The 23,469-nt window shown below is 57.0% G+C and carries 23 protein-coding genes; 18 read left to right on the top strand and 5 right to left on the bottom strand.

The annotated features are described in order from the left end of the window. The first annotated feature begins 2 nt into the window (after positions 1-2). The 5 genes from nirD (at position 3) to MYS68_RS03600 (ending at position 3,574) form a co-directional block, all read left to right on the top strand. Entirely contained in the window at positions 3-338 is a 336-nt protein-coding gene (nirD, locus tag MYS68_RS03580; protein ID WP_248924509.1) for a nitrite reductase small subunit NirD, read from the top strand. Positions 339-369: 31 nt separating this feature from the next. Further along, positions 370-1,191 carry a formate/nitrite transporter family protein gene (locus MYS68_RS03585; RefSeq protein ID WP_248924510.1) on the top strand — a complete coding sequence of 274 codons (822 nt, stop codon included), beginning with the start codon at positions 370-372 and terminating at the stop codon, positions 1,189-1,191. 52 nt (positions 1,192-1,243) lie between these two features. Next, complete coding sequence (gene cobA, locus MYS68_RS03590) at positions 1,244-2,017, top strand: uroporphyrinogen-III C-methyltransferase (RefSeq protein WP_248924511.1); 774 nt, start codon at positions 1,244-1,246, stop codon at positions 2,015-2,017. 163 nt (positions 2,018-2,180) lie between these two features. Beyond that, positions 2,181-2,930, top strand: coding sequence for an alpha/beta fold hydrolase (locus tag MYS68_RS03595; RefSeq protein ID WP_248924512.1), 750 nt, complete (start codon positions 2,181-2,183; stop codon positions 2,928-2,930). Positions 2,931-2,938: 8 nt separating this feature from the next. After that, complete coding sequence (locus MYS68_RS03600; protein WP_248924513.1) at positions 2,939-3,574, top strand: TetR/AcrR family transcriptional regulator; 636 nt, start codon at positions 2,939-2,941, stop codon at positions 3,572-3,574. 86 nt (positions 3,575-3,660) lie between these two features. Here the strand turns inward: MYS68_RS03600 and MYS68_RS03605 are convergent, their stop codons facing one another. Beyond that, entirely contained in the window at positions 3,661-4,488 is an 828-nt protein-coding gene (locus MYS68_RS03605; protein WP_248924514.1) for a sugar phosphate isomerase/epimerase family protein, read from the bottom strand. Between the two features lie 249 nt (positions 4,489-4,737). Here MYS68_RS03605 and MYS68_RS03610 point away from each other — a divergent pair, with 249 nt between their 5' ends. Beyond that, on the top strand, positions 4,738-5,286 hold the full coding sequence (locus MYS68_RS03610; protein WP_248924515.1) for a CBO0543 family protein: 549 nt from the start codon (positions 4,738-4,740) through the stop codon (positions 5,284-5,286). Positions 5,287-5,480: 194 nt separating this feature from the next. Here the strand turns inward: MYS68_RS03610 and MYS68_RS03615 are convergent, their stop codons facing one another. Together MYS68_RS03615 and MYS68_RS03620 are read right to left on the bottom strand one after the other, a co-directional pair. Beyond that, positions 5,481-5,792: a hypothetical protein gene (locus MYS68_RS03615; protein WP_248924516.1), complete on the bottom strand. Its 312-nt coding sequence runs from the start codon at positions 5,790-5,792 to the stop codon at positions 5,481-5,483. Further along, positions 5,789-9,118, bottom strand: a complete 3,330-nt coding sequence (locus MYS68_RS03620; protein WP_248924517.1) for a DEAD/DEAH box helicase — start codon at positions 9,116-9,118, stop codon at positions 5,789-5,791. Before MYS68_RS03620 ends, MYS68_RS03615 begins: the two co-directional genes overlap by 4 nt. Before the next feature lie 165 nt (positions 9,119-9,283). Here MYS68_RS03620 and MYS68_RS03625 point away from each other — a divergent pair, with 165 nt between their 5' ends. The 4 genes from MYS68_RS03625 (at position 9,284) to MYS68_RS03640 (ending at position 13,417) form a co-directional block, all read left to right on the top strand. Continuing rightward, positions 9,284-10,435 carry a Gfo/Idh/MocA family protein gene (locus MYS68_RS03625; protein ID WP_248924518.1) on the top strand — a complete coding sequence of 384 codons (1,152 nt, stop codon included), beginning with the start codon at positions 9,284-9,286 and terminating at the stop codon, positions 10,433-10,435. 17 nt (positions 10,436-10,452) lie between these two features. Further along, a complete protein-coding gene (locus MYS68_RS03630) occupies positions 10,453-11,610 on the top strand; it encodes a dihydrodipicolinate synthase family protein (RefSeq protein ID WP_248924519.1) in 1,158 nt (385 codons plus the stop codon). A gap of 16 nt (positions 11,611-11,626) precedes the next feature. Further along, a complete protein-coding gene (locus tag MYS68_RS03635) occupies positions 11,627-12,448 on the top strand; it encodes a sugar phosphate isomerase/epimerase family protein (protein WP_248924520.1) in 822 nt (273 codons plus the stop codon). A gap of 150 nt (positions 12,449-12,598) precedes the next feature. Next, positions 12,599-13,417 carry an AraC family transcriptional regulator gene (locus MYS68_RS03640; protein ID WP_248924521.1) on the top strand — a complete coding sequence of 273 codons (819 nt, stop codon included), beginning with the start codon at positions 12,599-12,601 and terminating at the stop codon, positions 13,415-13,417. Between the two features lie 22 nt (positions 13,418-13,439). On the opposite strand, the gene MYS68_RS03645 is transcribed toward MYS68_RS03640, so the two are convergent. Beyond that, positions 13,440-14,105, bottom strand: coding sequence for a response regulator transcription factor (locus tag MYS68_RS03645; protein ID WP_248924522.1), 666 nt, complete (start codon positions 14,103-14,105; stop codon positions 13,440-13,442). A gap of 238 nt (positions 14,106-14,343) precedes the next feature. Between MYS68_RS03645 and MYS68_RS03650 the strand changes: the two genes are divergently transcribed. The 5 genes from MYS68_RS03650 to MYS68_RS03670 all read left to right on the top strand — a co-directional run bounded on the left by MYS68_RS03650 (position 14,344) and on the right by MYS68_RS03670 (position 19,021). Beyond that, positions 14,344-14,916 carry a hypothetical protein gene (locus MYS68_RS03650; protein WP_248924523.1) on the top strand — a complete coding sequence of 191 codons (573 nt, stop codon included), beginning with the start codon at positions 14,344-14,346 and terminating at the stop codon, positions 14,914-14,916. After that, the gene (locus MYS68_RS03655; RefSeq protein ID WP_248924524.1) at positions 14,913-15,923 is read left to right on the top strand and encodes a copper amine oxidase N-terminal domain-containing protein; all 1,011 of its coding nucleotides are present in this window, start codon (positions 14,913-14,915) and stop codon (positions 15,921-15,923) included. Before MYS68_RS03650 ends, MYS68_RS03655 begins: the two co-directional genes overlap by 4 nt. Before the next feature lie 18 nt (positions 15,924-15,941). Further along, the gene (locus MYS68_RS03660) at positions 15,942-16,313 is read left to right on the top strand and encodes a copper amine oxidase N-terminal domain-containing protein (protein ID WP_248924525.1); all 372 of its coding nucleotides are present in this window, start codon (positions 15,942-15,944) and stop codon (positions 16,311-16,313) included. Between the two features lie 225 nt (positions 16,314-16,538). After that, positions 16,539-17,345, top strand: coding sequence for an RCC1 domain-containing protein (locus tag MYS68_RS03665; RefSeq protein WP_248924526.1), 807 nt, complete (start codon positions 16,539-16,541; stop codon positions 17,343-17,345). A gap of 80 nt (positions 17,346-17,425) precedes the next feature. Continuing rightward, positions 17,426-19,021 carry a glycoside hydrolase family 28 protein gene (locus tag MYS68_RS03670; RefSeq protein WP_248924527.1) on the top strand — a complete coding sequence of 532 codons (1,596 nt, stop codon included), beginning with the start codon at positions 17,426-17,428 and terminating at the stop codon, positions 19,019-19,021. A 52-nt stretch (positions 19,022-19,073) separates the two neighbouring features. On the opposite strand, the gene MYS68_RS03675 is transcribed toward MYS68_RS03670, so the two are convergent. Next, positions 19,074-19,922 (bottom strand): helix-turn-helix transcriptional regulator, encoded by an 849-nt coding sequence (locus MYS68_RS03675; protein ID WP_248924528.1) that lies wholly within the window; start codon positions 19,920-19,922, stop codon positions 19,074-19,076. Between the two features lie 424 nt (positions 19,923-20,346). Here MYS68_RS03675 and MYS68_RS03680 point away from each other — a divergent pair, with 424 nt between their 5' ends. The 3 genes from MYS68_RS03680 to garR all read left to right on the top strand — a co-directional run bounded on the left by MYS68_RS03680 (position 20,347) and on the right by garR (position 23,366). Further along, a complete protein-coding gene (locus MYS68_RS03680; RefSeq protein WP_248930803.1) occupies positions 20,347-21,000 on the top strand; it encodes a FadR/GntR family transcriptional regulator in 654 nt (217 codons plus the stop codon). A gap of 34 nt (positions 21,001-21,034) precedes the next feature. Beyond that, on the top strand, positions 21,035-22,390 hold the full coding sequence (gene gudD / locus MYS68_RS03685) for a glucarate dehydratase (protein ID WP_248924529.1): 1,356 nt from the start codon (positions 21,035-21,037) through the stop codon (positions 22,388-22,390). Positions 22,391-22,451: 61 nt separating this feature from the next. Further along, the gene (gene garR / locus MYS68_RS03690; protein ID WP_338043663.1) at positions 22,452-23,366 is read left to right on the top strand and encodes a 2-hydroxy-3-oxopropionate reductase; all 915 of its coding nucleotides are present in this window, start codon (positions 22,452-22,454) and stop codon (positions 23,364-23,366) included. Positions 23,367-23,469: the final 103 nt, after the last annotated feature.

Genomic DNA, 23,469 nt, shown 5'->3' on the forward strand with positions numbered 1-23,469 from the left:
GTATGAAGCGACTAATTATCGGACATCAATCGGAGTTTCGGGAAAGAAGAGCCCGGCTAGTGCATATCGGCAACACGGAAATTGCCATATTCAAGCTGTCGGACGGCGGTTATCGGGCGATCGAAAACCTCTGCCCGCACAAGAACGGAAAGCTGTCCGAAGGCATCGTGTGCGATCATCACGTATTCTGTCCGCTGCACGACTGGAAAATCGACCTGAACGACGGGCTCGTTCAAGCGCCGGACGAAGGCTGCGTCAAATCGTTCCAGGTGGAAATGGACGAACAAACGGGCAATGTGATTTTGGTGCTGAGCGACACGGATATTTTGGCTTCCTAAGATTGCCAATCAAGGAAGGGATGAGAACGGGATGGATTTTGTAAAACCGGAACAAGTGTTGGAGCAGATGGTGCAGGCCGGTGCCAACAAGGCGAACCTGTCGATCAAAGATTTGCTGATCCGCGGTTTTTTGGGCGGAGCGATTCTCGCCTTTGCCACCACGTTTGCGTTCACCGCTACAGCTCAGACGAAGCTTGGGTTAGTGGGTGCCGTCGTTTTTCCAGTAGGATTTGTCATGATCGTGCTGCTGGGGCTTGAGCTTGTCACCGGCAGCTTCGCCCTCATCCCTCTTGCGGTATTGGAAAAACGGGTAACGGTCCGCCAGATGCTGAACAATTTTTGGTGGGTCATCGTCGGGCATGTGGCCGGTTCGATCGCTTATGCCGCGCTGTTTTACGCAGCGGCGACCAATTTCGGCCATGTGAGCGATAATGCGGTCGTACAGACGATCATCAAGGCGGCCGAGACGAAAACAAACGGTTACTCCGGCATCGGCTTCGACGGCATGGTGGCCGTGTTTTCCAAGGCGATTCTGTGCAACTGGATGGTGACTCTGGGCGCCGTTATGGCGATGACCTCGCAATCGACGCTCGGCAAAATCGCCGCCATGTGGCTGCCGATCTTGACCTTTTTCGCACAAGGGTTCGAGCATGCCGTGGTAAACATGTTCGTCATTCCGGCTGGAATGATGTACGGAGCCAACGTGACATTGAGCGGCTGGTGGCTGTGGAACCAAATCCCGGTGCTGCTCGGCAACTTCGTAGGCGGAGTGCTTTTTACAGGTATTTTTCTATACCTCACTCATTTGAAAAAAGGAGCGGACGCCGGAAAGAAGCAGTCCAAAGCGGCGTAAAAAGCTTGCTTCCGTCAAGTTGAACATCATAATTCCGGAGGGGTGACCAAACATGGGGATCGAGAAGGGAACAGTATTTTTTGTAGGAGCCGGGCCGGGCGATCCCAAGCTTATCACCTTGAAAGGATTGGAATGCATACAGATCGCGGACGTGATCGTATACGACCGGCTGGCCAACCCGGCATTGCTGGAGCATGCGCGCAAGGACGCGGAGATCATATACGTCGGCAAGCACCCGAGCCATCATACGATTCCGCAGGAACAGATCAACGAGATTATCGTCGCCAAAGCGCTGGAAGGCAAAACGGTCACCCGGCTGAAGGGAGGAGATCCGTGCGTATTCGGGCGCGTCGGCGAAGAAGCGCTGGAGCTTGTGGAGCACGGCATCTCCTATGAGATCGTGCCCGGCGTAACGGCGGGCATCGCGGTTCCCGCCTATGCGGGCATTCCGGTTACGCACCGCAAGGTGGCGACGACGTTCGCGATGGTGACCGGGCATTTATGCCAGGACGATACGATTCCCGAGGAAAAATGGAACGCGCTCGCCACCGGCATCGATACCGTCGCCTTTTACATGGGCATGAGCAACATCGAATTTTTGTGCGGGCAGCTTGTGAGGCACGGAAGAGCGCCGCAGACCCCGGTGGCCGTCGTCTCGTGGGGGACGACAAGCCTGCAGCGAACCGTGATCGGGACGCTGGAGAACATCGCGCGGAAGGTGGCCGAAGAGAAGGTGCCCAATCCGGCCATCATCGTGGTGGGAGAAGTCGTCCGCCTGAGGGAGAAGCTGGAGTGGATCGTGGAAAAGCAGTTCTCCGGAGCTTGATACAATAAGTTAGAAGTAACGGCAGCGCCCTCGAGATCGGGGGCGTTTTTTTGCTGATTAGAAATTTGCGAGCGGCAAATTTTTATTTTTTCATTGACTAAACGTTCATTCAACAATAAACTGAGAGTGTATTCCAATTCTTCGTTCATGGAGGGATTGTTCGATGGATTTATATTATGAGATATCCGGCGAAGGTAAACCGGTCATTCTGATGCATAGCGGAGGGGCAGATAGGCGCGACTGGACGTTTGTCGCTCCGGTTTTGGCGGAGCGGTACCGGGCGATCGCATGGGACGGCCGGGGCTGCGGGAAATCTCCGTCCCCCACGGAGACGGCCGATTATATCGGTGATTTGCGTGCATTCATGGATCATCTGCAGCTGGAGGAAGCAGTCCTCGTCGGACATTCGATAGGCGGGCAAATTGCTACGGAATTTGCCTTGACTTATCCGCAGCGGGTATCTAAGCTTGTGCTTATAGCTCCCGACTTATCGGGTTTTCCCTACAGCAAGGAATTTATGGAATGGATGGAGTCAATACGATCGGCAGCCCCGGATATCGAGCGAATGATGGAGATTTCCCTGGCGTCCGCATCGTACCGCGTCGTGATGGCCAGCCCGCAGAGAGAACTTATGACGGAGATGTGGAAATACAATACCGGAAAAATGTTCGAGTGGGCGACATGGGAGTCGGTATGGCCGAAACCTCCGGCGTTCGAGCGGCTCGGCGAACTGAGCGTTCCGACTTGCTTTATTCTTGGCAAGGAAGATGTGCCCGATCTGCATCGAATAGCCGAATGCTTTCGAGCGGTTCCCGATATCCGTTTTGTCGAAATTGAAGGAGCCGATCATAAACCGACGCTTACCCATCCGGAAGAGATCTGCCGCCACATTACCGAATTTTTGGAGGATTGACTTAAGACGTGCCGCGTACTCCTGAAGAAAATGAACGTATACGACAAGCCGCCAAAGAGAAAATCCAAGCGGCGGCGATGACGCTTTTCATTCAAAAAGGCTACCATGCCACCTCCATCGACGACGTAGCAAAGCAGGCCCAAATCTCGAAAGGCCTGCTTTACAATTATTACAAAGGCAAAGAGGAGCTTCTGGCCGCCATAGTCCGGGTACGGATCGAAGAAGTGGCGGAAGTGATGGACAGCGCCGCCGCGCAGAAAACGCCGGCCGACCGGATTCGCCGTATCGTCGAGGGTGCGATAGAAAATGTATACCGGCGGCCGGACGTATACCGGTTTTTCCTGAATTTGCAAACGCAGCCGCAGGATGATCGCGTGCTCGCCGCCTACAGCGAGCAGTTGAACGAGGAATCGCGCAAGCAGTTCGAAGTGCAGTGCCGGATTTTCGAACAGCTCGGGGCGAAGGAGCCAAGAATGAGATCGCTGTATTTCTCCTCCGCGCTGCAAGGCGCGATGCTGATGATGACCATGTACCATGAAGGCTTTCCGGTCGAGAAGATCAAGGAACATCTCATTCACGAATACTGTACGGCTGAGAGCGTGGATAGCGGAGGAGCGGCGGGCGACAAGACGGATATTCAGTGAAAAAATAAAGCAGCGACGCCGGAGTTTTTTTGGAATCCCGGTCTGTCGCTGCTTTTTTTCAGCATCGTTCAGGCTGGCGGTGCATTTTACAAATACGGCTCAACGATCCGGCGGATTCGCTCCAGCCCTTCCCACATATCGCCCGGCCCGTCGTAAATGAGCACGACTGCGCCGTCATACCCGGACGCCTTCACCGCATCCAGGCAGCGGCGATATTCCGCCTCGTCCGGCATGCCGTCCGAATCGTACTGGGCTTTGGCGTGGACGGACACGCTGGCCGGCAGCGTCGCGGCAAACTCGTCATACTTGGATGGCGGCATGAAATTGCCGAAATCGGTAATCATGCCGACTTTGCCTGCGGTTTCCTGCAACAGGCGGGCGCAGCTTTCCCCCGTGGAGGTCAGGGGGCGGAAATTTTCCGTAACGACGCGGACGCCATGCTCCGAGGCGTAATCGGCCAGCCCGCACAGCGCCGCAGCCGATTGGCGGATGGCCTGTTCATCCGATGGCGGCGCGTCGCCGGCGATAACGCGGATCTGCTTGGCGCCGGCTTCGGAGGCAACGCCGATCCAGCGGCGGATAAGCTCCAGATCGGCTTCGCGCCGCGCTTCGTCAGCGGCGGTCAAGTCGCCGTAGTCGAGCAGCAGCGTGTCAAACGAAATCCCCGCAGCGGAAAAAGCCTCGCGAAGCTGCCCCAGATAAGCCGGCTCGGTCGACGGAAAATGGAAGTGGCATACCTCTACCGCCCGGTAGCCTCGTTTCGCCGCCTCAGCGGGCAGCTCGAGCAGCGTCAATATTTGCGGCTGCTCCTGTTCGTTTGTCTTGTGCGTCCCGGCGGCGGCATCCCACTCCGTCCAGCGAAGCGGTCCGAGCAGCCGGTGCAGACTCCAGGTGCTTACGGATAAATAAGACATACGATTCCTCCTTGAATCGTGAAAGCAGTCCGTCCAGTCGGGCGAACTGGTTCCATATTTTACAAGTTTCGTGAACGCTTTCATCATATCACAATTGGCAGATCTTGTAATGGGGGAAAACGCGTGCCGGTGTATTGCTAAGGAGAATCATATTGTTTCAGGGCCCTCTAGTATTGCGTATTCATGGATAAAATCGGAAAGTGCTTCAAATAATACTGCTAAATTTTCCATATTAGGCGGTAATGCTCTTTGGAACGGTACTTATTAATGAGTAATGAACAACTTCATGAAATGCAGCAAAATAATGCATTTTTTGAAGTTCAAAGATGGCTAAATAATAGCATATTTACTTGGACTTGGTGGTTCGTACTTGGTATTCTCGTTATTCCATGGTGCATCGCCGTAATACTTATTGATCGTAAGAGAGCCCATTCTATTTGGTTTTTCGGTCTAGTGGTACTGATTATCACTTCTTTTATAGACGACCTCGGTGCCGAAATTGGTATTTGGGTTTATCCTGTTAAGTTGCTTCCTTACTCTCTCATTGCTTTTCCTTTTGATTTCTCCATTATTCCCGTTGCACAAATGTTGATTTTTCAATATTTCTCAACATGGAAAACTTTTTTCCTTGCCTTGGTTCTCCAGGCAATTACCTTTGCATTTATCGGCGAACCGTTTTCCGTTTGGATCGAAGCTATCGCGTATTATGGCTGGAACTACTTTTATTCCTTTCTTTTTTACATATTCACCGGTACTTTCAGTAGGGCATTTGTAAATTACTGGACGCCAAAAGCATGATTCATGAGTCGATGAGTCGAAAATAGAGGAACTGACGTTCGTTAATCGGGCCTTTATCCGGTCGTTCTGCGTAGTAGCGGAACTGAGGTGCGTTATTTCGGCTTTTATTAGGCCGAAAGCCATGATTTCGTGACAATAGAGCACCTCAGTTCCGCAATTTTTCCGCAGTCGTCATAAAAATGCCAAATAGGGCACTACAGTTCCGCTAAGCAGCGAGGCAGCTCGACGTCGACGCCCGTGATCGGGAAAGCGGCGATCTCCCCGCACTGCCTCGCCAAGGCTCGGGATCGGGAAAAAACCGATCTCCCCGCACTGCCTCGCCGAGGCCCGTGATCGGGAAAGCGGCGATCTCCCTGCACTGCTTCGCCAAGGCTCGGGATCGGGAAAAAGCCGATCTCCCCGCACTGCCTCGCCAAGGCCCGGATCAGGAAAGCGGCGATCCCTTTCACCGTCCGGACCGTGTGCAGCAGTGTTTCCGACCAGGTCCCCCCCCCCACCCGCTTCAAACCATCAAAATTTCCCGAATCTCCTGCTCGGTGAGTCCGGACAACGATTCTTGGCCGGGCCGGATAACTTCCTCGATCAAGCTTTTCTTTCTCTGCTGAAGCTCATACATCTTGTCTTCCACGGTCCCTTTGGCGACGAGGCGGATGACCTGCACGACGCTTTTCTGGCCGATGCGGTGCGCGCGGTCGGCGGCCTGCTCCTCAACGGCGGGATTCCACCACAGGTCGTACAAAATGACCGTGTCCGCGCCCGTGAGGTTAAGCCCGGTGCCGCCGGCCCTGAGCGAGATGAGGAACAGGTCGCGTTCCCCGGCATTAAAGCGGCTGCACAGCCCGACGCGCTCCTCGGCGGGAGTTTGGCCGTCCAGGTAAAAAAACGGCACGCCCCGGTAGCCGAGCTCCTTGCCGATCAAACCGAGCATTTCCGTAAACTGCGAAAAGACGAGCATTCGTTTTCCCGCGCTCCGGCAATCGTCCACAATTTGCAGCAACTGCTCGAATTTGGCCGAGCTGCCGGCATAACCTTCCACGAACAAGGCGGGGTGGCAGCATAGCTGACGAAGCCGGGTCAAGCCGGCCAAAATTTTGATGCGGTTTTTGTCGAAGGTGTCCGCGTCCAGATGCTTCACGGTTTCCTGCCGCAGCTTGGCGAGATAGGCGACGTACAGCTTTTTCTGCTCCGGCAGCAGCTCGGACGCCTGCAGCGTCTCGATTTTTTCCGGCAGCTCCTTCAGCACGTCGCTTTTGACCCGGCGCAGCAAAAATGGTCGTGCCCGCCGCGCCACCGCTTCCCGCGACAATTCGCCGAACGCCTTGCGGCCCGGGAACAAGCCGGGGAAAACGGCATCGAATATCGACCACAGCTCCTCCAGGCGGTTTTCCACCGGCGTTCCGGTAAGAGCGAAGCGATGCCGCGCCTGCACGGATTTCACCGCCTGCGCGGTCTGGGTCGCGTAGTTCTTGAACATCTGCGCTTCATCCAGGATCAGCGTATGGAACGATCGCCCCGCATACAGCTCGATATCTCTGCGCAAAAGCGGGTAAGAGGTGATGACGACGTCGGCCCCGGAGTCGGATAAGTCCTTCAACATGCGGCTGCGTTCCGCTTTGCTCCCGTCCGGAATGACCGGGACGATCTCCGGCGCGAACCTGCTCAGCTCATTTCGCCAGTTGTAGACAAGCGATGCGGGAGCGACAACCAGCACCGGCATACCGCGCTCGCGGATTTCCGGCAGGACGGAGACAAGGTAGGCGATGCTTTGCACCGTTTTGCCGAGCCCCATGTCGTCCGCCAAAATGCCGCCGAACCGGTAGTGGGCCAGCGTTTTCAGCCATTCGAAGCCGTATTTCTGGTAATCCCGCAGGGTGGAGGCGAGGCTTTCCGGCACGGGGAAATCGAGATTATCGGGATTGCGCATATTCTCCAGCAGCCGTCGGAACGATTTTCCGAGCTTCACTGCATCTCCCGGCTTTTCGGAGTCGAGCAAAGCCATTCCGCGCACAACAGGAATACGGAGTTCCGCGTCCTTCACGTCCCCGTGCCGAATCCCCACTTCATTCAGGAAACGGACAATTTCCTGAAACTCGGCGCTTTCGAGCGGCATCAGCGCACCGCCGGGCAGTTTGTAATATCTGCGTTTCTCTTCGAGAGATTTAAGCAAATTCCGGATTTGCGATTCGGGAATACCGTCAATGTCAAATTTGAACTCCAGCCAATCGGTGCGTTCGTCCACATTGACCGAGACTTGGGCAGGTGTGCGCCCGATGTAAATCCGCTCCTTGACGGCGGACGTGGCGTAAATTTGGACGAGCTTCTCCAGCTGAGGGACGACGTGGTACAAAAACTCGTATTCGCCGTCCTCGTCATCCAAAAAGTATCCGGCTTCCGTCTTCGCAAAAGGGCTCATCTCCATCAGCTCGAGAATGGCGCGTTCCCGCTCCCCGTCCCGCACCAGAATGCGATCCTCGCCGCGCCTTTGCCCGGCTTCCTCCAGCGGATTGATGACGATATCGCCGTATTGAAACTCAAGCCCGGCCAGCAGCCGGTCCTTGACCCGATCCAGATACAGCCTCGCTTTCAGCGGGATTTGCACGAGCCGGCCGGAAACGGCGTCGGCCATGCGCACTTGGCCGAGCTTCATCAGCCCGGGAACGACCTTTTCCACAAATGGCCCGATTTGCTCAGGCGGGATCCGGACTTCGTCCCTGCGGGAAGCTTCGAGCATCCGCTTCAGCTCCGCCAGGCGCCGGCCTTCCTCCGGATGCAGCTTCTTAAGCGTTCCTTCGGCAAGCGCCACCCCGTATTCTTCCAATACGGCTATGCTGTCCAAACCGTGCACGCCCAGCAGGTACCCGCCGGAATCCGACGCGTCTAATGCAAAATGCAGCGGCAGCGGCTCGTCCGACCAGCGGATGCCTTCGAAGATGCGGCCGTTATGCTCCAATTTCGCCGCCGGCGTTTCAGCGAGCAGCGATGAGATGTTTTCCCACGCAAACGGAGGAATCAGCAGTATGCGATCGTTGCGCACACCGCCGCTGTAAGCGGGAACGGCATTCGGCGTTTCGCGGTACAATTTTTCATTCCGGTGGATGCGAATCAGCTCTTGAAGAATCGCCTCATCCTGCTGCCGAAAGCAGTGAAGTTCCGGATTGTAAGTGAAATGGCTGGAAAAAAAGAAAGGCTCCCGCCGGTCGATCCGTTCCAGAAACTGTTTCACGCCCGGTACGATATACAGCCGCTTGGGTCCGACCTTCAGCTCCACGGCAAACATCATCCTGCCGTATCCGGGTCCGCAGGCATACGGCTTTAAAGTAAACTCGACATCGAGAACCGATCTCGTTTCCGCAAAAGAGCGGGCTCCCGCCGGATGCTGCCGCAATGCGCCGAACAATCCCAGCATGCCGCTGGCCAGCCTTCGGTCTTCCGGCGAAATCCCCGAAGCGTCATCCGCCGGACGAGCCGGGCTAAGCAGAGGTTGGCCGGCCTCTTCCGGCGATCGCAGTGAAGAGGCGTACGAACGGAGCGGCGGCTGACCCCCGCGGCGGCTGTCGTGGATGCTCAGCAGCACGGCGGCGATATGACCGCAAAATTTGGCATAGGTTGGAAGCGCGGGACAGCTGCATGCCGCATGCACGCCGCCGAGATCGTCGATGCGCACCGCGACGCGGTAAGTTTCTTTTCCTTCAACCGCGGCATCGTATTGCGAGGTTTCGTCGTCCTGCCGCGAGAACACGACCTTTTTGGCGCTGACGTAATCTCTTCCTCTCTCAAACGATGTTTGCCCGCACAACGATTTGATGACCTTGTGGGTCAGAGTAAAGCTCATTGGGGACGATCCTTTCATGCGAAACATTTAACCCTAATCATAACAGATTTTGCAAAAGAAAGGTTCCGAAATTGTTAAAGCCGTTCTTTTTGTAATAAGACGACCAAGCTGCAAGCGCTTTATAATACGGTTGAAGGTTACATTATGACGATGGGAGATGCAGATATGGCTACGGTACAATTAGGAATCATTATGAACGGCGTGACGGGGCGGATGGGGACGAACCAGCATTTGATCCGCTCCATCGTGGCGATTCGCAAGCAGGGCGGCGTCGCATTGCCGAACGGAGATGTTGTTATGCCGGACCCTATTCTTGTCGGGCGGTCGGAAAGCAAGCTTCGCGCATTGGCGGAAGCGCACGGCATTTCCCGCTGGAGCACCAATTTGGATGAATGCCTGAACGATGATTACAACCAAATTTACTTCGACTCCCAAACGACGCAGCTGCGCGCGGAAAGCCTTAAAAAAGCTATTGCCAAGGGCAAGCATATTTATACCGAAAAGCCGATCGCCGAGAGCTTCGAGGAGTCGGTCGAGCTGGCCAAACTGGCGAAGGAAGCGGGGGTGAAAAACGGCGTCGTGCAGGATAAGCTGTTTTTGCCGGGCCTGATCAAGCTGAAACGGCTTATCGATTCCGGGTTTTTCGGGCGTATTTTGTCGGTGCGGCTGGAATTCGGCTACTGGGTGTTCGAGGGAGACTGGCAGCCGGGGCAGCGGCCTTCGTGGAACTACCGCAAGGAGGACGGCGGCGGCATCATCGTCGATATGTTCGCTCACTGGCGTTACGTGCTGGACAATTTGTTCGGCGATGTCAAGTCGGTATCTTGCCTCGGCGTGACGCACATTCCAGAGCGCATTGACGAGCAGGGCAAGCCGTATGCCTGTACGGCCGACGATGCGGCATACGCGACGTTTTTGCTCGAAGGCGATATCGTGGTGCAGGCCAACTCGTCCTGGGCGGTTCGCGTCGACCGCGACGAGCTGGTCAATATTCAGGTCGACGGTACGCTCGGCAGCGCCGTGGCCGGACTGCGCGAGTGCAAGACCCAGCACAGAGTCAACACGCCGAAGCCGGTATGGAATCCGGACATCCCGAATCCGTTCCAGTTCCGCGAGCAGTGGGAGCCGGTGCCGGACAACCAGGTTTTCGACAACGGGTTTAAAGTTCAGTGGGAGCTGTTCCTGAAGCATGTCGCGGCGGATGCTCCGTTCCAATGGGATCTGCTTGAGGGCGCGAAAGGGACGCAGCTGGCGGAGCTGGCTATCCGGTCGTGGAAGGAACGCCGCTGGATCGACATTCCGGAGCTGTCTTTGTAAGAAGGAGGAGCGCTGATATGATCATCAAATTACCCCGATCGGACCGTTCTCTTTACGATTATGAGCTTGGCCGTCATGAACCGGTGCGGCTTGCGCAAGGCTCGTTCCAAAGCCGGACCGCTTTTTCTGCGGCGCATGTCGTGTGTGACCCGTGGGCGGACAGCGATCCGCTGAACCAGGCGAAGATCGACATGGAGGCGACGCTCGCTTACCGCCGCCGGCTTTGGTCGCTTGGCTTCGCGGTGGCCGAAGCGATGGATACCGCACAGCGCGGCATGGGGCTCGGCTGGGACGGCGCCAAGGAGCTGATCCGCCATTCGATCGCGGAAGCGAAAGCCGTGGGCGGCCATGTCGCCAGCGGCGCAGGCACCGATCATCTCGCGGTAAGGCCGGGTCTTACCCTGGAGCAGGTCGAAGCCGCTTACGAGGAGCAGGTGTCTTACATCGAGGGGCTAGGCGGGCACATCATCCTGATGGCCAGCCGCGCGCTTGCCGCCGTCGCCAAAGGGCCGGACGATTACGAGCGGGTGTACGGCCGCATTTTAAGCCAGGTGTCGCGGCCGGTTATCCTGCACTGGCTCGGCGATATGTTCGATCCGGCGCTCGCTGGCTACTGGGGCCACAAGGACGTCGATGCGGCAATGCAGGTGTGCCTGAACATCATTCGCAGCAATGCGGATAAAATCGACGGCATCAAAATTTCGCTGCTCGATGCGGACAAGGAAATCGTCATGCGACGCCAGCTGCCGCCGAACGTGCGGATGTACACCGGCGACGATTTCAACTATCCCGAGCTGATCAAAGGCGACGAGGCGGGCTACAGCCATGCGCTGCTCGGCATTTTCGACGCGATCGCGCCGGTTGCTTCGAAAGCGCTGACAGCACTTGACGAAGGCCGGACGGACGAATATTTCGGGCTGATGAACAAAACGCTGCCGTTATCGCGGCATATTTTCCAAAAGCCGACGTATGCGTACAAAACCGGCGTTGTGTTTATGGCATACCTGAACGGCTACCAGCCGCATTTCCGGATGATCGGCGGCGCGGAGGGCGCACGCAGCGCGATCCATTTGGCCGAGCTGTTCGTGCTGGCCGACGAGGCCGGGCTGCTGTCCGATCCGGAGCTCGCCGCGAAGCGGATGAATCTGATCCTGACGTTGTCGGGGATGAACTGAGGAAGGGGATGTCCACATGTCTGAACAGGAATTGCTGAGCCGGCTTAGCCTCAATCAGATTACGACGGAGCGGTGGAGTCTCAAGGAAGCCGCGGAGGGCTGCGCGCGGGCCGGCATCGGCTGGATCGCGCCGTGGCGGCATAAGGTGCAGGAGGCGGGCCTCGCCGAGAGCAAGCGATACATTCGCGACAACGGACTTCGCGTATCCAGCTTATGCCGCGGCGGCATGTTCCCGGCGGCGACGGCTGGCGAGCGCGAGGCGCGGCTTGACGACAACCGCCGCGCGGTGGAGGAAGCCGCCGAGCTCGGCGCGGATGTGCTCGTGCTCGTCTGCGGGCCTTCGCCGACGCCCGACATCGCGCAGGCGAGAGAGTGGGTGCGCGAAGGGATCGAGAAGCTGGCGCCGTTCGCGAAGCAGCACGGCGTGAAGCTGGCGATCGAGCCGCTGCACCCGATGTACGCGGCGGAGCGCTCGGTCATCGTCACGCTGGCGCAGGCGAACTCGCTGGCCGAGCGGTTTTCGCCCGACGAGGTCGGCGTTGTCGTCGACGTGTTCCACGTCTGGTGGGACCCGGAGCTGTACGGTGAAATCAAGCGGGCCGGCAGCCGCATTCTCGGCTTCCACGTGTCGGACTGGATCGTGCCGACGCCGGACATGCTGCTCGGACGCGGCATGATGGGCGACGGAGTAATCGAAATCCGCAAAATCCGCAGCGCGGTGGAAGCCGCGGGTTACCGCGGGCCGATCGAGGTGGAAATTTTTAACCAAGCGATTTGGGATATGCAGGGAGATGAAGCGCTCGCTTTGACGAAGGAACGGTTCCTGAAGCACGTGTAACAAATCAGCGGGGCTGACCCCGTCTTAACCCGGCCGCCGGACCGAATCGCAGCGCGCCGGGTCTTTTTTCTAAAATCAATGAAAGGTTGCGCGGATTCCGATAAGATGTACAATGGAATTACGTTCATTTTGCTTATCGGGAGTTCGTCCATGGGGATCAAAATGATTGATTTGCCGCCGAGCGGAATACTGCTGTACGAGAGCAAACATAAGGATGGGGACGTTGTCGGCGAGCACCGGCATGCGATCCATCAAATTTTATACGCAATCGACGGGCATGGCCACATGATCATGAACGGCCGCAGATTTGAGCTGGGACCGGACACCTTGGCGATGATCGTGCCGCATTCCGACCATTCGATCGTCTCCGAGAAAAAGCTCACGCTGCTTGTGCTGGCCTTCGAAGCCGAGGCGCTCGATGCGGTCATTCAGCAGGAGATTTTGGGCAAGAGGCTGAAGGAGTCGTTCGCGACCGGGATGAATCCGTTTCTGGCGACGGACATTCGGCAGCTGCTGCGCAAGCTGATGTTCGAGCAGGGCAACCGCGATCAGCTCGGCTTGTGGGCACTGCGCATCTATTTGCAGGAGATGCTGCTGCTGTTATCCCGGTCCGGGCAGCCGAATGCAGCCGTCGACTCGAACGGACTTCGCGCGGAACGGATCCGCAAATATATCGAGGATCATTACTTCGAGCCGATCACGGCTGCCGATTTGTCCGCGAGGATGAACATCAGCGCGAGGCATTTGAACAACATTTTCAAAGAGTGCTACGGCGTGACGCCGATCCAGTACATGACGGAAGTCAGAATCGGCGCAGCCCGCAAGCTGCTCGCCGAAACGGAGAAAGACATCGTGACCGTCTGCTTCGAAGTCGGGTACGAGAACCTGCCCACCTTTTACCGGGCGTTTCGCAATATCGTCAAGCTGTCTCCGAATAAATTCCGGCAGCAGGCGGGGAGATTGGAGTAGGACTTTCCCCTTAAGCCCTCGGTTACCACTGTTCGCCGTTAAACGTTTCCGGGTCCCTGCTCCGCTCCCTCAGAAGCCGCTTGGCCTCCGTCCGGTCCGCGACCTGCAGCTTGTTCAAGATGTTCGTTACGTTATTGGCGACCGTCTTGACGCTCAAGTTCAGGCGGACGGCAATTTCCGCATTGCTGTCGCCTTCGGCGATTCGCTCCAGCACTTCCATCTCCCGTTTGGTCAGCTCCGAGAAAACCGGATCGACCGGTTTCTGCTCCTTGGTCTCGGAAAAATAATGCATCATGCGGGCCGCAATATCGGAGCTGAACACGGCGGCCCCGCTGCCGACCATGCGTATCGACTGCAGCAGCTCGTCTTCCTCCGCATCCTTGAGCACGTATCCCTTGGCACCGGCCTGCATGGCCGTAAATACCGACTGGTCGTCGCGGAACATGGTGAGAATCAATATCTCGATGCGCGGGAACTGTTCCTTGATTCGGCGAGTCGCTTCGATACCGTTTAGCCCCGGCATGCGGATATCCATCAGCATCAAATCCGGCTGCAGACTTTCCGCAAGGATAAGCGCTTCCTCACCGCTCGATGCTTCCCCTACCACCTGCAAATCGTCCGTCGTCATGAGCAGATTGCGTACTCCGCCCCGGAACAGCGGATGGTCGTCGGCGATGACTATGTTCATGATCGGTTTTACCTCCTCCCGCCCTGCCGGCAGATTAAGTTTCATTATACCATCGCGAGTAAATACGGAGTATGACCGGAGCCAAGGGTTCCCCCCCATCGACCGATTTCCCGTGAATTGCGGAATTTTTTCCCGGATTAAAGGAATCGGCTCCTCTATGGAAAGGAGATTCCCATGCATTACAATTAAACCTCGGCGGCCCCCTGGCCGGGGTGTATTGGGGATGGAGGGATTATTCATGAATATGGATCAGGTTGTGAGGTGGCTCGGCTTGATTTGTCTGCTGGGCGGGATCGCCCGGATAGGGATGACGCCGATGGCGCTTATCTGGGGATCGGACAGCGCTCAGGAGCTGACGTTCGGTTTTATCGCTTGTCTATTGATGTGTGTAGGGACGATCGCGTCTTATTTGGTGCAGTCGAAGGAAACGGGCGTGCTTGGCTTTATCGTTACGGTAACCGTTATTTTAAGCAATATCGTGACGACCTGCATGCTTTGGACGATTTTTGTCCTGGGGAGCGTCCCCGAAACCGGGGGTGCAGTGCTGACTGTAACGCGGATGATTTCCTTGGTCGGAGGGATGGCGGGGACACTCGTCTTCGCGTTTCTTACGTTTCGGGCCGGCGTATTTCCGCGCTGGGTGGCGGCCCTTTACGCGGTTATGCCGTTTTCCGGCTTTCTGCTTCCCGGGGAATGGTTCGCCACCTTTTGGGGACTGGCCTACGTGGGAATGGGGTACTGCATCTGGGCGGGAAAGCTGCACAGAGGGGGAACTCCATCCAATTCATATTATTTTGGGAGGCTACCATGAAAAAAAATATGCTTAGCAAGGGAATTTTGTCAGCCGCAGTATGCTCGGCGCTGCTCAGTGCCTCTTTTGTCGCCGGGAGTCCTGCATCAGCTTCGGTTCAAACCGGACCTGTTTTACAAATTGAACAGTTCCGTTTTTTGGACAAAGAATTGGACCGCATATCTCTTGATAAAACTTCGGCGCCGGACGGCACCCGGGATGGTCATTTCAGTTTGCTGCTCGATGCGGGAGATGGATTTGAGATCAAGACCATTACGATGAAAACCGCCGATGCAAACGGCAAAGACACGAACCACGGCATCTGGAAAACATGGAAAGCCGGAACCGGCGATATCGGCAATCTGCTCGCGGTGGTGCAGGACGGCAAAATCATAAACACGGGCTTTCAGGAAACGCTTGGCACATTCAAAGGAGTCGTGCAGCTGGAGCTATATGCTTCGGATAACAACAGCATGAAGCCGGGCGAATATTACTATTTGGAAATCGCGACGGGGGGCGGCACGTTAAGATCATTCACCACACCTTTTGCCGAAAATGAAACGTCTTATGCGCCCGTAGCGATCCGCGAGTTCAGCTGGCTGGACCTTGACTCCGACCTTACCGGCATCTCCGAGCTTGTTCCCGATCAGCGGAAGGACGGACATTTCCGGCTTAAACTCAGCTTTGCGCAAAAAACGGAAGTGCTTGCGGTGATTTTGCGCTCCACCGATAAGGACGGCAAAGACGGCTACCACGGCATATGGAGAACGAACCGTGCGGGCACCGGTTGGCTCCTCGGCATCATGCAAGGAGAAACGGCCGTGAACACCGGATTTAAGAAGGACGTGAAGGAGTCGGTGGGCAGCTTCCGAGGAAACGTCACCTTCGATTTGTATGCGAACAATAACGGTTCGATCAAAAACGGGGAGTATTACGTCGTGGAAGTCGAAACGTCCTTTGGCACCGTCATGTCCAAACCGATCCAATTCGGCGATCCGGCTTCGAACTATGTCAACGATAAGGCATAATCTTTCAAAACGATCGCCTTGAAGCTGGATTCGACGTCGGCCGCGGTAGATGAGCAGGCTTATACGCTCGAAGTCGCTCCCTTTACGCTGGAAGGCCGCACCATGGTGCCGATCCGGTTTATCGGGGAAGCGCTTGGGGCTAAGGTCGACTGGAATGCGGAGGCCCGGCGCGTAACACTGACGAAGGACGATATCAAAATTGAGCTGGTCATCGATCAAAAGGATGCCTACGTGAACGGTGCGCTTCACGTATTGGATTCGCCGGCCGTCATCCGCGAAGGCATCACGCTGGTGCCCGTTCGTTTCGTCAGCGAAAGCATGAAGATGAAGGTGTTTTTCGATGATGGGGAAATCGTGATTACGGATGCGAAGGAACAGACGGGGAAATAGCGGAAGGGGGCCGGCCATCGGGAAGATGGCAGGCTCCTTTTGCTGTGTACCGAAAGCGGCACGCTGTCGGGCGCTGCTCCGTGTTGAAATCCCGTGTCCGAATCGCTATGATCGGGAAAAGGACCCGCGTGGAGGTGCGGATCGTCCGGAAGCGAATTTTGCGGCACCCGCTCGGAGAGGGGCCGTTTTATAAATAAAAAAGGTTTTGTTTTCAAGGAGGAAAACATGGATTACATTTCACCGAAAGAAGCGGCGTTAAAGGTGAAACGGTGGCCTAAGGATATCATAGCGGCGGGTCGTCGCCATACCGTAGGGCTTAAATCGGACGGCACGGTGATAGCTGTGGGCGATAATAAATATGGCCAATGTGATGTAAGCGGCTGGGGCGATATGGTGGCGGTTGCGGCCGGCAATGTTCATATGGCGACGAACACGGGTAACGCTCATACAATCGGTCTTAAATCGGACGGTACTGTGGCGGCTGCGGGTTGGAATAAGCATGGCCAATGCAATGTAAGCGGCTGGCGCGATATTGCAGCGGTTGCGGCAGGTTGGTGTCGCACCGTTGGGCTTAAAAAGGATGGCACGGTGGTAGCTGTGGGCCGAAATAATGAAGGCGAATGCAATGTAGGCGGCTGGCGCGATATGGCGGCGGTCGCGGCGGGTGACTGGCATACTGTCGGTCTTAAATCGGACGGCACGGTGGCGGCTGTAGGTTTGAATAAGCACAATCAATGCGAGGTAAACGGCTGGCGCAGTGTTGTGGCGATAGCGGCGGGCAGTCATCATACCGTCGGGCTTAAATCGGACGGCACGGTGGCGGCTGCGGGTTGGAATGAGCACGGCCAATGCAATGTAAGCGGCTGGCGCGATATCGTGGCGGTTGCGGCGGGTTGCGCCCATACTCTCGGCCTTAAATCGGACGGCACGGTGGTTGCTGCGGGTGATAACGAATATGGCCAATGCGAGGTAAGCGGCTGGCGCGGCATCCAACTGCCGATATCAACGATATTCAAGTTTGAAGGAATATGACAACGATATATCGAGAAAATGAGATCAAGATTGCTTTATAATTTGCTCAGACCTTAAGGAGTTGGAAAGGAACTGTAGCGATGAGCAAACAAGAGAATAGAATGCGGACATTTCCGCGAGCAACGATGCCCGAGGTGCTGCTGCCGGACATTCCGGACTACACGGTGCGGCTTACCGACTACGGAACGGCAGGGGACGGCAGAACGGATAATACGGAAGCGTTCCGTCGGGCGATTGAGGCATGCTCCGTGGCGGGAGGAGGCAGGGTGATCATCCCTCCCGGAGTGTGGCTGACAGGCCCGCTCAAGCTGACGAGCCGGCTTGAGCTGCATGCGGAAGCGGGCGCGGTCGTTCGGTTCAGCCGGCGCAGCGAGGATTATCCGCTTGTGTTGTCCCATTTCGAGGGAAGGCCCGCGGTACGCTGCCAATCGCCGCTGGACGCCGAAAATGCCGAGCATCTGGCGATAACGGGCAGAGGTGTATTCGACGGCGGAGGCGAAGCGTGGAGGCCGGTCAAAAACTGGAAGATGACCGAAAAGCAGTGGAATCGCCTGATTGGCTCCGGCGGAGTCGTGGACGGCGAGATGTGGTGGCCGACAGAGGCCGCGAAGGAAGGCTCCGTGCAGGTTGCCCGGCTGCTGCGGGAAGGGAACCTCAATCCGGACGACTATGCGCCGTACCGCGATTATTTGCGGCCGAATTTGCTCAGCTTCCGCAAATGCAGACGCATCCTGCTTGAAGGGCCGACGTTCCAAAACTCGGCTGCCTGGAACCTGCATCCGTGGGCGTGCGAGCATTTGACGATCCGCGGCGTCACCGTTCGCAACCCGTGGTTCGCGCAAAACGGCGACGGCCTTGACCTTGACTCGTGCCGTTATGCCGTCGTGGAAAAATGCTCGTTCGACGTTGGCGATGATGCGATCTGCATGAAATCGGGCAAAGACGAAGCTGGGCGGGCGCTCGGCCTGCCGACTGAATACGTCGCCATCCGCGGCTGCACGGTGTACCACGGCCACGGCGGGTTCGTCATCGGCAGCGAGATGTCCGGCGGCGTCCGGCATATCGAGGTCAGCGACTGCACGTTTATGGGGACGGATATCGGGCTGCGCTTCAAAAGCGCCCGCGGACGCGGCGGCACGGTCGAGGATATTGCCATCGAACGGATCCGCATGACGGACATTGCCGGGGAAGCGATCTCGTTCCATCTTTTTTACGAGGGAAAGGAAGGCTCGGAGGAAACAAACGAGGAGAAACATCCGGTTTCCGAGAAGACGCCGGTATTCCGGCGCATCGATATGCGCGACCTCATCTGCGACGGGGCGGAGACGGCGCTGCTGGTGAACGGCCTGGAGGAAATGCCGCTGGAGGACGTGACTGTCCGTGGCTTCACGGCCACCGCCAAGCAAGGGGCGATTTGCCGCAACGCCAAAGGGCTTTCGCTCGAGGACGTGCGTCTGTACACGGAGCGGGGCCCGCTTGTCAAGCTGCACCATTGCAGCGACGTGGACATCGTGCGCCTGGCGGGCGCCGCGGCGGCGGACGAAGTTATGCTCGCGGTCAGCGGCGAGCGGTCCGATCGCATTGTATGCAGGGACGCGCTTATTGAAGCAACGCAGCGGAAGGTGAGCGTCGCTCCGGAGGTCGCCGGCAAGCCGGGTGCGGTGAGCGTTAGGTAAACGGGAAAGGAGCCGGATCAGGCGCGCAAAACCGGGACGCGAACCGGCGCGCCTAGCCCCTGTCCTTATGCTGCTTCCGGTAGTGGAGCGGCGAGAAGCCGGTCAGCTTTTTGAACGTTTTGTTGAAATGCGAAATATGCTCGAAGCCGACCTGCTCGGCGATAAGGTGAACTTTTTCCCGCGACGATCTCAGCATCTTCTGCGCCTCCCGGATGCGCACGACTCTGATATATTCGCCGAGGTGAAAGCCTGTCAGCTTCAGGAACACGCGGCTTAAGTAAGCGGGGCTGATGAAAAATATTTTCGCCAGCTGCTCCAAAGTTAAAGGCTCCCTGTAATGCTCATGAATATATGCGGTGATGTCGGACACCTTCTGGTGCATCGGATGGTCGGAATGCGCCGACTTCGGGATGTGCGCGTTCATGCGGTGAAGCCGGATGAGCAGCTTCAGCACGAGCTGCCGGACATAGGACGGATAAAACGGCTGCTCCTCCCTGCATTCGGCCAGCATTTGCAGCAGCAGGTGCTCGATTTCGGCTTGCTCCTTGAGCGGGGCCCGCAGCAGGGTCGATTCCCGAAACGGCGGAAGCTGCAAAATGGAGCGGTCCTCCGCAGGCAAAAATTCCGGAGTCACGTGGACGAGCACGCGCTCGAACTCTTCGACCTGCGAGCTTGCGGTGGAATGAAGATCGTTAGGGATCACGATCACCATGTCGCCTTTTTGCGCGGTGTACACTTTGCCGTTCATAAAATAGACCCGCTCCCCCCGCAGCAGGTAATACAGCTCGTAAAACGAATGCGAGTGCGGCCGGGGCATGGCGGAAAAGCCGAAACGTCGCATTTGCTGAATGGAAAATGCGGAGTCCCCGATATGATATTTTTTTCCGATCAGCTCGTTCATCTGAAGACACTCCTTTGCCGGAACGCACGAATGATCAAAAAGAATCAAGAAACGAACCTGTTTTTCATAAATCTTAGCATAATGTTGCTGTAATATGAAGAAGGATGTCAATATTTTGTTCAGCTCATATAAAACACGAATGTATCTGCATCGAAAAGGCTTCGTCGGAAGTTTTACCCGCAGCGGAACCAAAGTTCTTTATTTTGCGAAGCGGAAAGCGGCACAGGAATCGTCAATCGATTCCGTGCCGCTTTGTTTTTATTTAGAAAATAATGCACGGCTAATTTTTGCGCATCAATGGAGGATCCCGAACTCTCTGTATTGACGCATTGGTCAATTTGTCTTACAATTAGACAAAAAGGGGGTGGCGGATGTGGAATCCGATTCGAAGCGTCTTCAGTTGAAAACGATTACGCGCGAGCCGATGGCGAAGCAGGTTGTCGACCGGCTGATCGATTTGCTGATGAGCCGCCGCTACAATCCGGGAGACAAGCTGCCGACGGAAAACGAACTGTGCGACATGCTGGCGGTGAGCCGTCCGGTTATCCGCGAGGCGTTAAGTTCGCTCGAGACGATGGGAATCGTGCGGCGGAAGACGCGGGAAGGCACTTTTTTCGCCGACAAAATCGGCAGCAAGCCTTTTTCCATCATGCTCGCCTTGTCGGCCGGGGATATTCCTTCCATCATGGAAGCGCGCATCGCGCTCGAGCTGGGTTTGGTTACGATGGCTGCGGAGAAGATCACCGATGCGCAGCTGGGGCAGCTTGGCGGTCTGCTGAAGGCGATGGAGGAAAACGAGGATGATTACACGCCGATCGACAAGGAGTTCCACCGGATCATTGCGCTCAGCGCCAACAACCGCATTTTGGAAGGATGCGTCGACCCGCTGCTCGACATGTTCGACGACACCTTGGGCCAGATTCCGCCGATCGACCGCAGTTTTGCGGCGACGCTGGAAGAGCACCGGGCGATCTTCGAGGCGCTGCGCAGCCGGGATCCGGTAGCCGCTTATACCGCCATGTACCGCCATCTCAGCCATGTCAGGGACAAGGTGATGAAGCGGCTGAGCGAATCCTGACGTTTTGACATCATAACTGGGAGAGTGAAAAACGATGCCGCAAAACCCGCAAGCTCAAACCTTTACCGGCACCCCGGCCGTCACGGAGATGACGGTCGTACCTGTCGCCGGTCACGACAGCATGCTGCTGAACTTAAGCGGCGCGCATGCTCCGTTTTTTACCCGCAATATCGTCATCCTGCGCGACAGCGCGGGGAACACCGGTGTCGGCGAAGTGCCGGGCGGCGAGAACATCCGGCAGACGCTGGAGGATGCCCGCGAGCTTGTTGTCGGCCAGCCTATCGGCCGCTACAACAACATTTTGAATGCCGTGCGCGGCCGGTTTGCCGACCGGGACGCCGGCGGCCGAGGCCTGCAAACGTTCGATCTGCGCATCACGATTCATGCGGTGACCGCTTTGGAAGCGGCTCTGCTCGATCTGGTCGGGCAATATTTGAACGTGCCGGTGGCGGCGCTGCTCGGGGAAGGCCAGCAGCGGGACGAGGTCGAGATGCTCGGCTATTTGTTCTATGTCGGCGACCGCACCAAAACCGATCTTCCGTATCACAGCGATCCGGGCGCGGAGGACGATTGGCTGCGCCTGCGCCACGAGGAGGCGATGACTCCGGAAGCGATCGTCCGGCTCGCCGAAGCGGCTTACAAGCGATACGGCTTTGGCGACTTTAAGCTGAAGGGCGGCGTGCTGCGCGGCGACGAGGAGATCGAGGCGGTTACGGCTTTGGCCGAGCGGTTCCCCGAGGCGCGCATTACGCTCGATCCGAACGGCGCATGGTCGCTTGCCGAAGCGATACGTCTTTGCCGCGATCGGCATCATGTGCTCGCTTACGCCGAAGATCCGTGCGGAGCCGAAAACGGCTACTCCGGCCGCGAGGTGATGGCCGAATTCCGCCGGGCCACCGGTCTGCCGACGGCGACGAACATGATCGCCACCGACTGGCGGCAGATGGGGCATGCGATCCAGCTGCAGTCGGTCGACATTCCGCTCGCGGACCCGCATTTCTGGACGATGCAGGGATCGGTCCGCGTCGCCCAGATGTGCCATGAATGGGGGCTGACGTGGGGCTCGCATTCGAACAATCATCTGGACATTTCGCTTGCGATGTTTACGCATGTGGCTGCGGCGGCACCGGGCAAAATCACCGCGATCGACACGCATTGGATTTGGCAGGACGGGCAGCGCATCACCAAGGAGCCGCTCAAGATCGTAAACGGCAAGGTGGCCGTTCCGGACAAGCCGGGGCTCGGCGTGGAACTCGATATGGAGCAGCTGGAAAAGGCGCACCGGCTCTATAAGCAGCACGGGCTCGGGGCCCGCGACGATGCGATCGCGATGCAGTATTTAATTCCCGGTTGGAAGTTCGACAACAAACGTCCTTGCCTGGTTCGCTAACAGCGGCTCTTACCGCTCTAACGAAAAAGGATTCGGAGGGCCATTTCACTCCCCTTGGGACATTGTAAAACGAAGGAGGATTTTTACAATGAAAGTCGGATTTATCGGTCTTGGCATTATGGGAAAACCGATGAGCAAAAACGTGCTCAAAGCGGGCTACGAGGTCACCGTGCTCGAAACGAGCAAGCAGGCGGCGGAGCTGGTCGCCGCAGGAGCCAAAACGGCGGCAAACCCGAAAGCATTGGCGGAGCAAACCGACGTCATCATTACGATGCTGCCCAACTCGCCGCAGGTGCGCGAGGTCATCCTCGGAGCGGGCGGCATCATCGAAGGAGCGAAGCCGGGCACCGTCGTCATCGATATGAGCTCGATCGCTCCGCTCACAAGCCAGGAAATCGCCCGGGAGCTGGCGGAAAAAGGCATCGACATGCTGGATGCCCCGGTCAGCGGCGGCGAGCCTAAGGCCATCGAGGGTACGTTATCCGTCATGGTCGGCGGAAGACAGGATGTCTTCGACAGATGTTATCCAGTGATGAAGACGATGGCGGCCTCCGTCGTGCGCACCGGCGATATCGGCGCAGGCAACGTGACGAAGCTGGCGAACCAGATCATCGTCGCGATCAACATCGCCGCGATGTCCGAGGCGCTTGTGCTGGCCAGCAAAGCCGGCGTCGAGCCGGAGCTGGTGTACCAGGCGATTCGCGGCGGGCTTGCCGGCAGCACGGTGCTGGATGCGAAAGCGCCGCTTGTGCTGGACCGCAAATTCGACCCGGGCTTCCGCATCAATTTGCATATCAAGGACCTCGGCAACGTGCTGGAAACGTCGCATGAGGTCGGCGTGCCGCTGCCGCTGACGGCTGCGGTCATGGAAATGATGCAGGCGCTCAAAACGGACGGGATGGGCGAGTGCGACCATGGCAGCCTGATCCGCTATTACGAGAAATTGGCCAAGATCGAAGTAACCCGGCGGGTATAAGCCGGCGGTCCCTTGCTTGTCAGCGGGGGACCGCTTTTTTGTTGCTATGGAAATGATGCATGGCTAATTTTTGTGGGTCACCGGGGGCTTTCACAAAAGTACG

Source organism: Paenibacillus hamazuiensis (assembly GCF_023276405.1).
GTDB classification, from domain to species: Bacteria; Bacillota; Bacilli; order Paenibacillales; family NBRC-103111; genus Paenibacillus_AF; species Paenibacillus_AF hamazuiensis.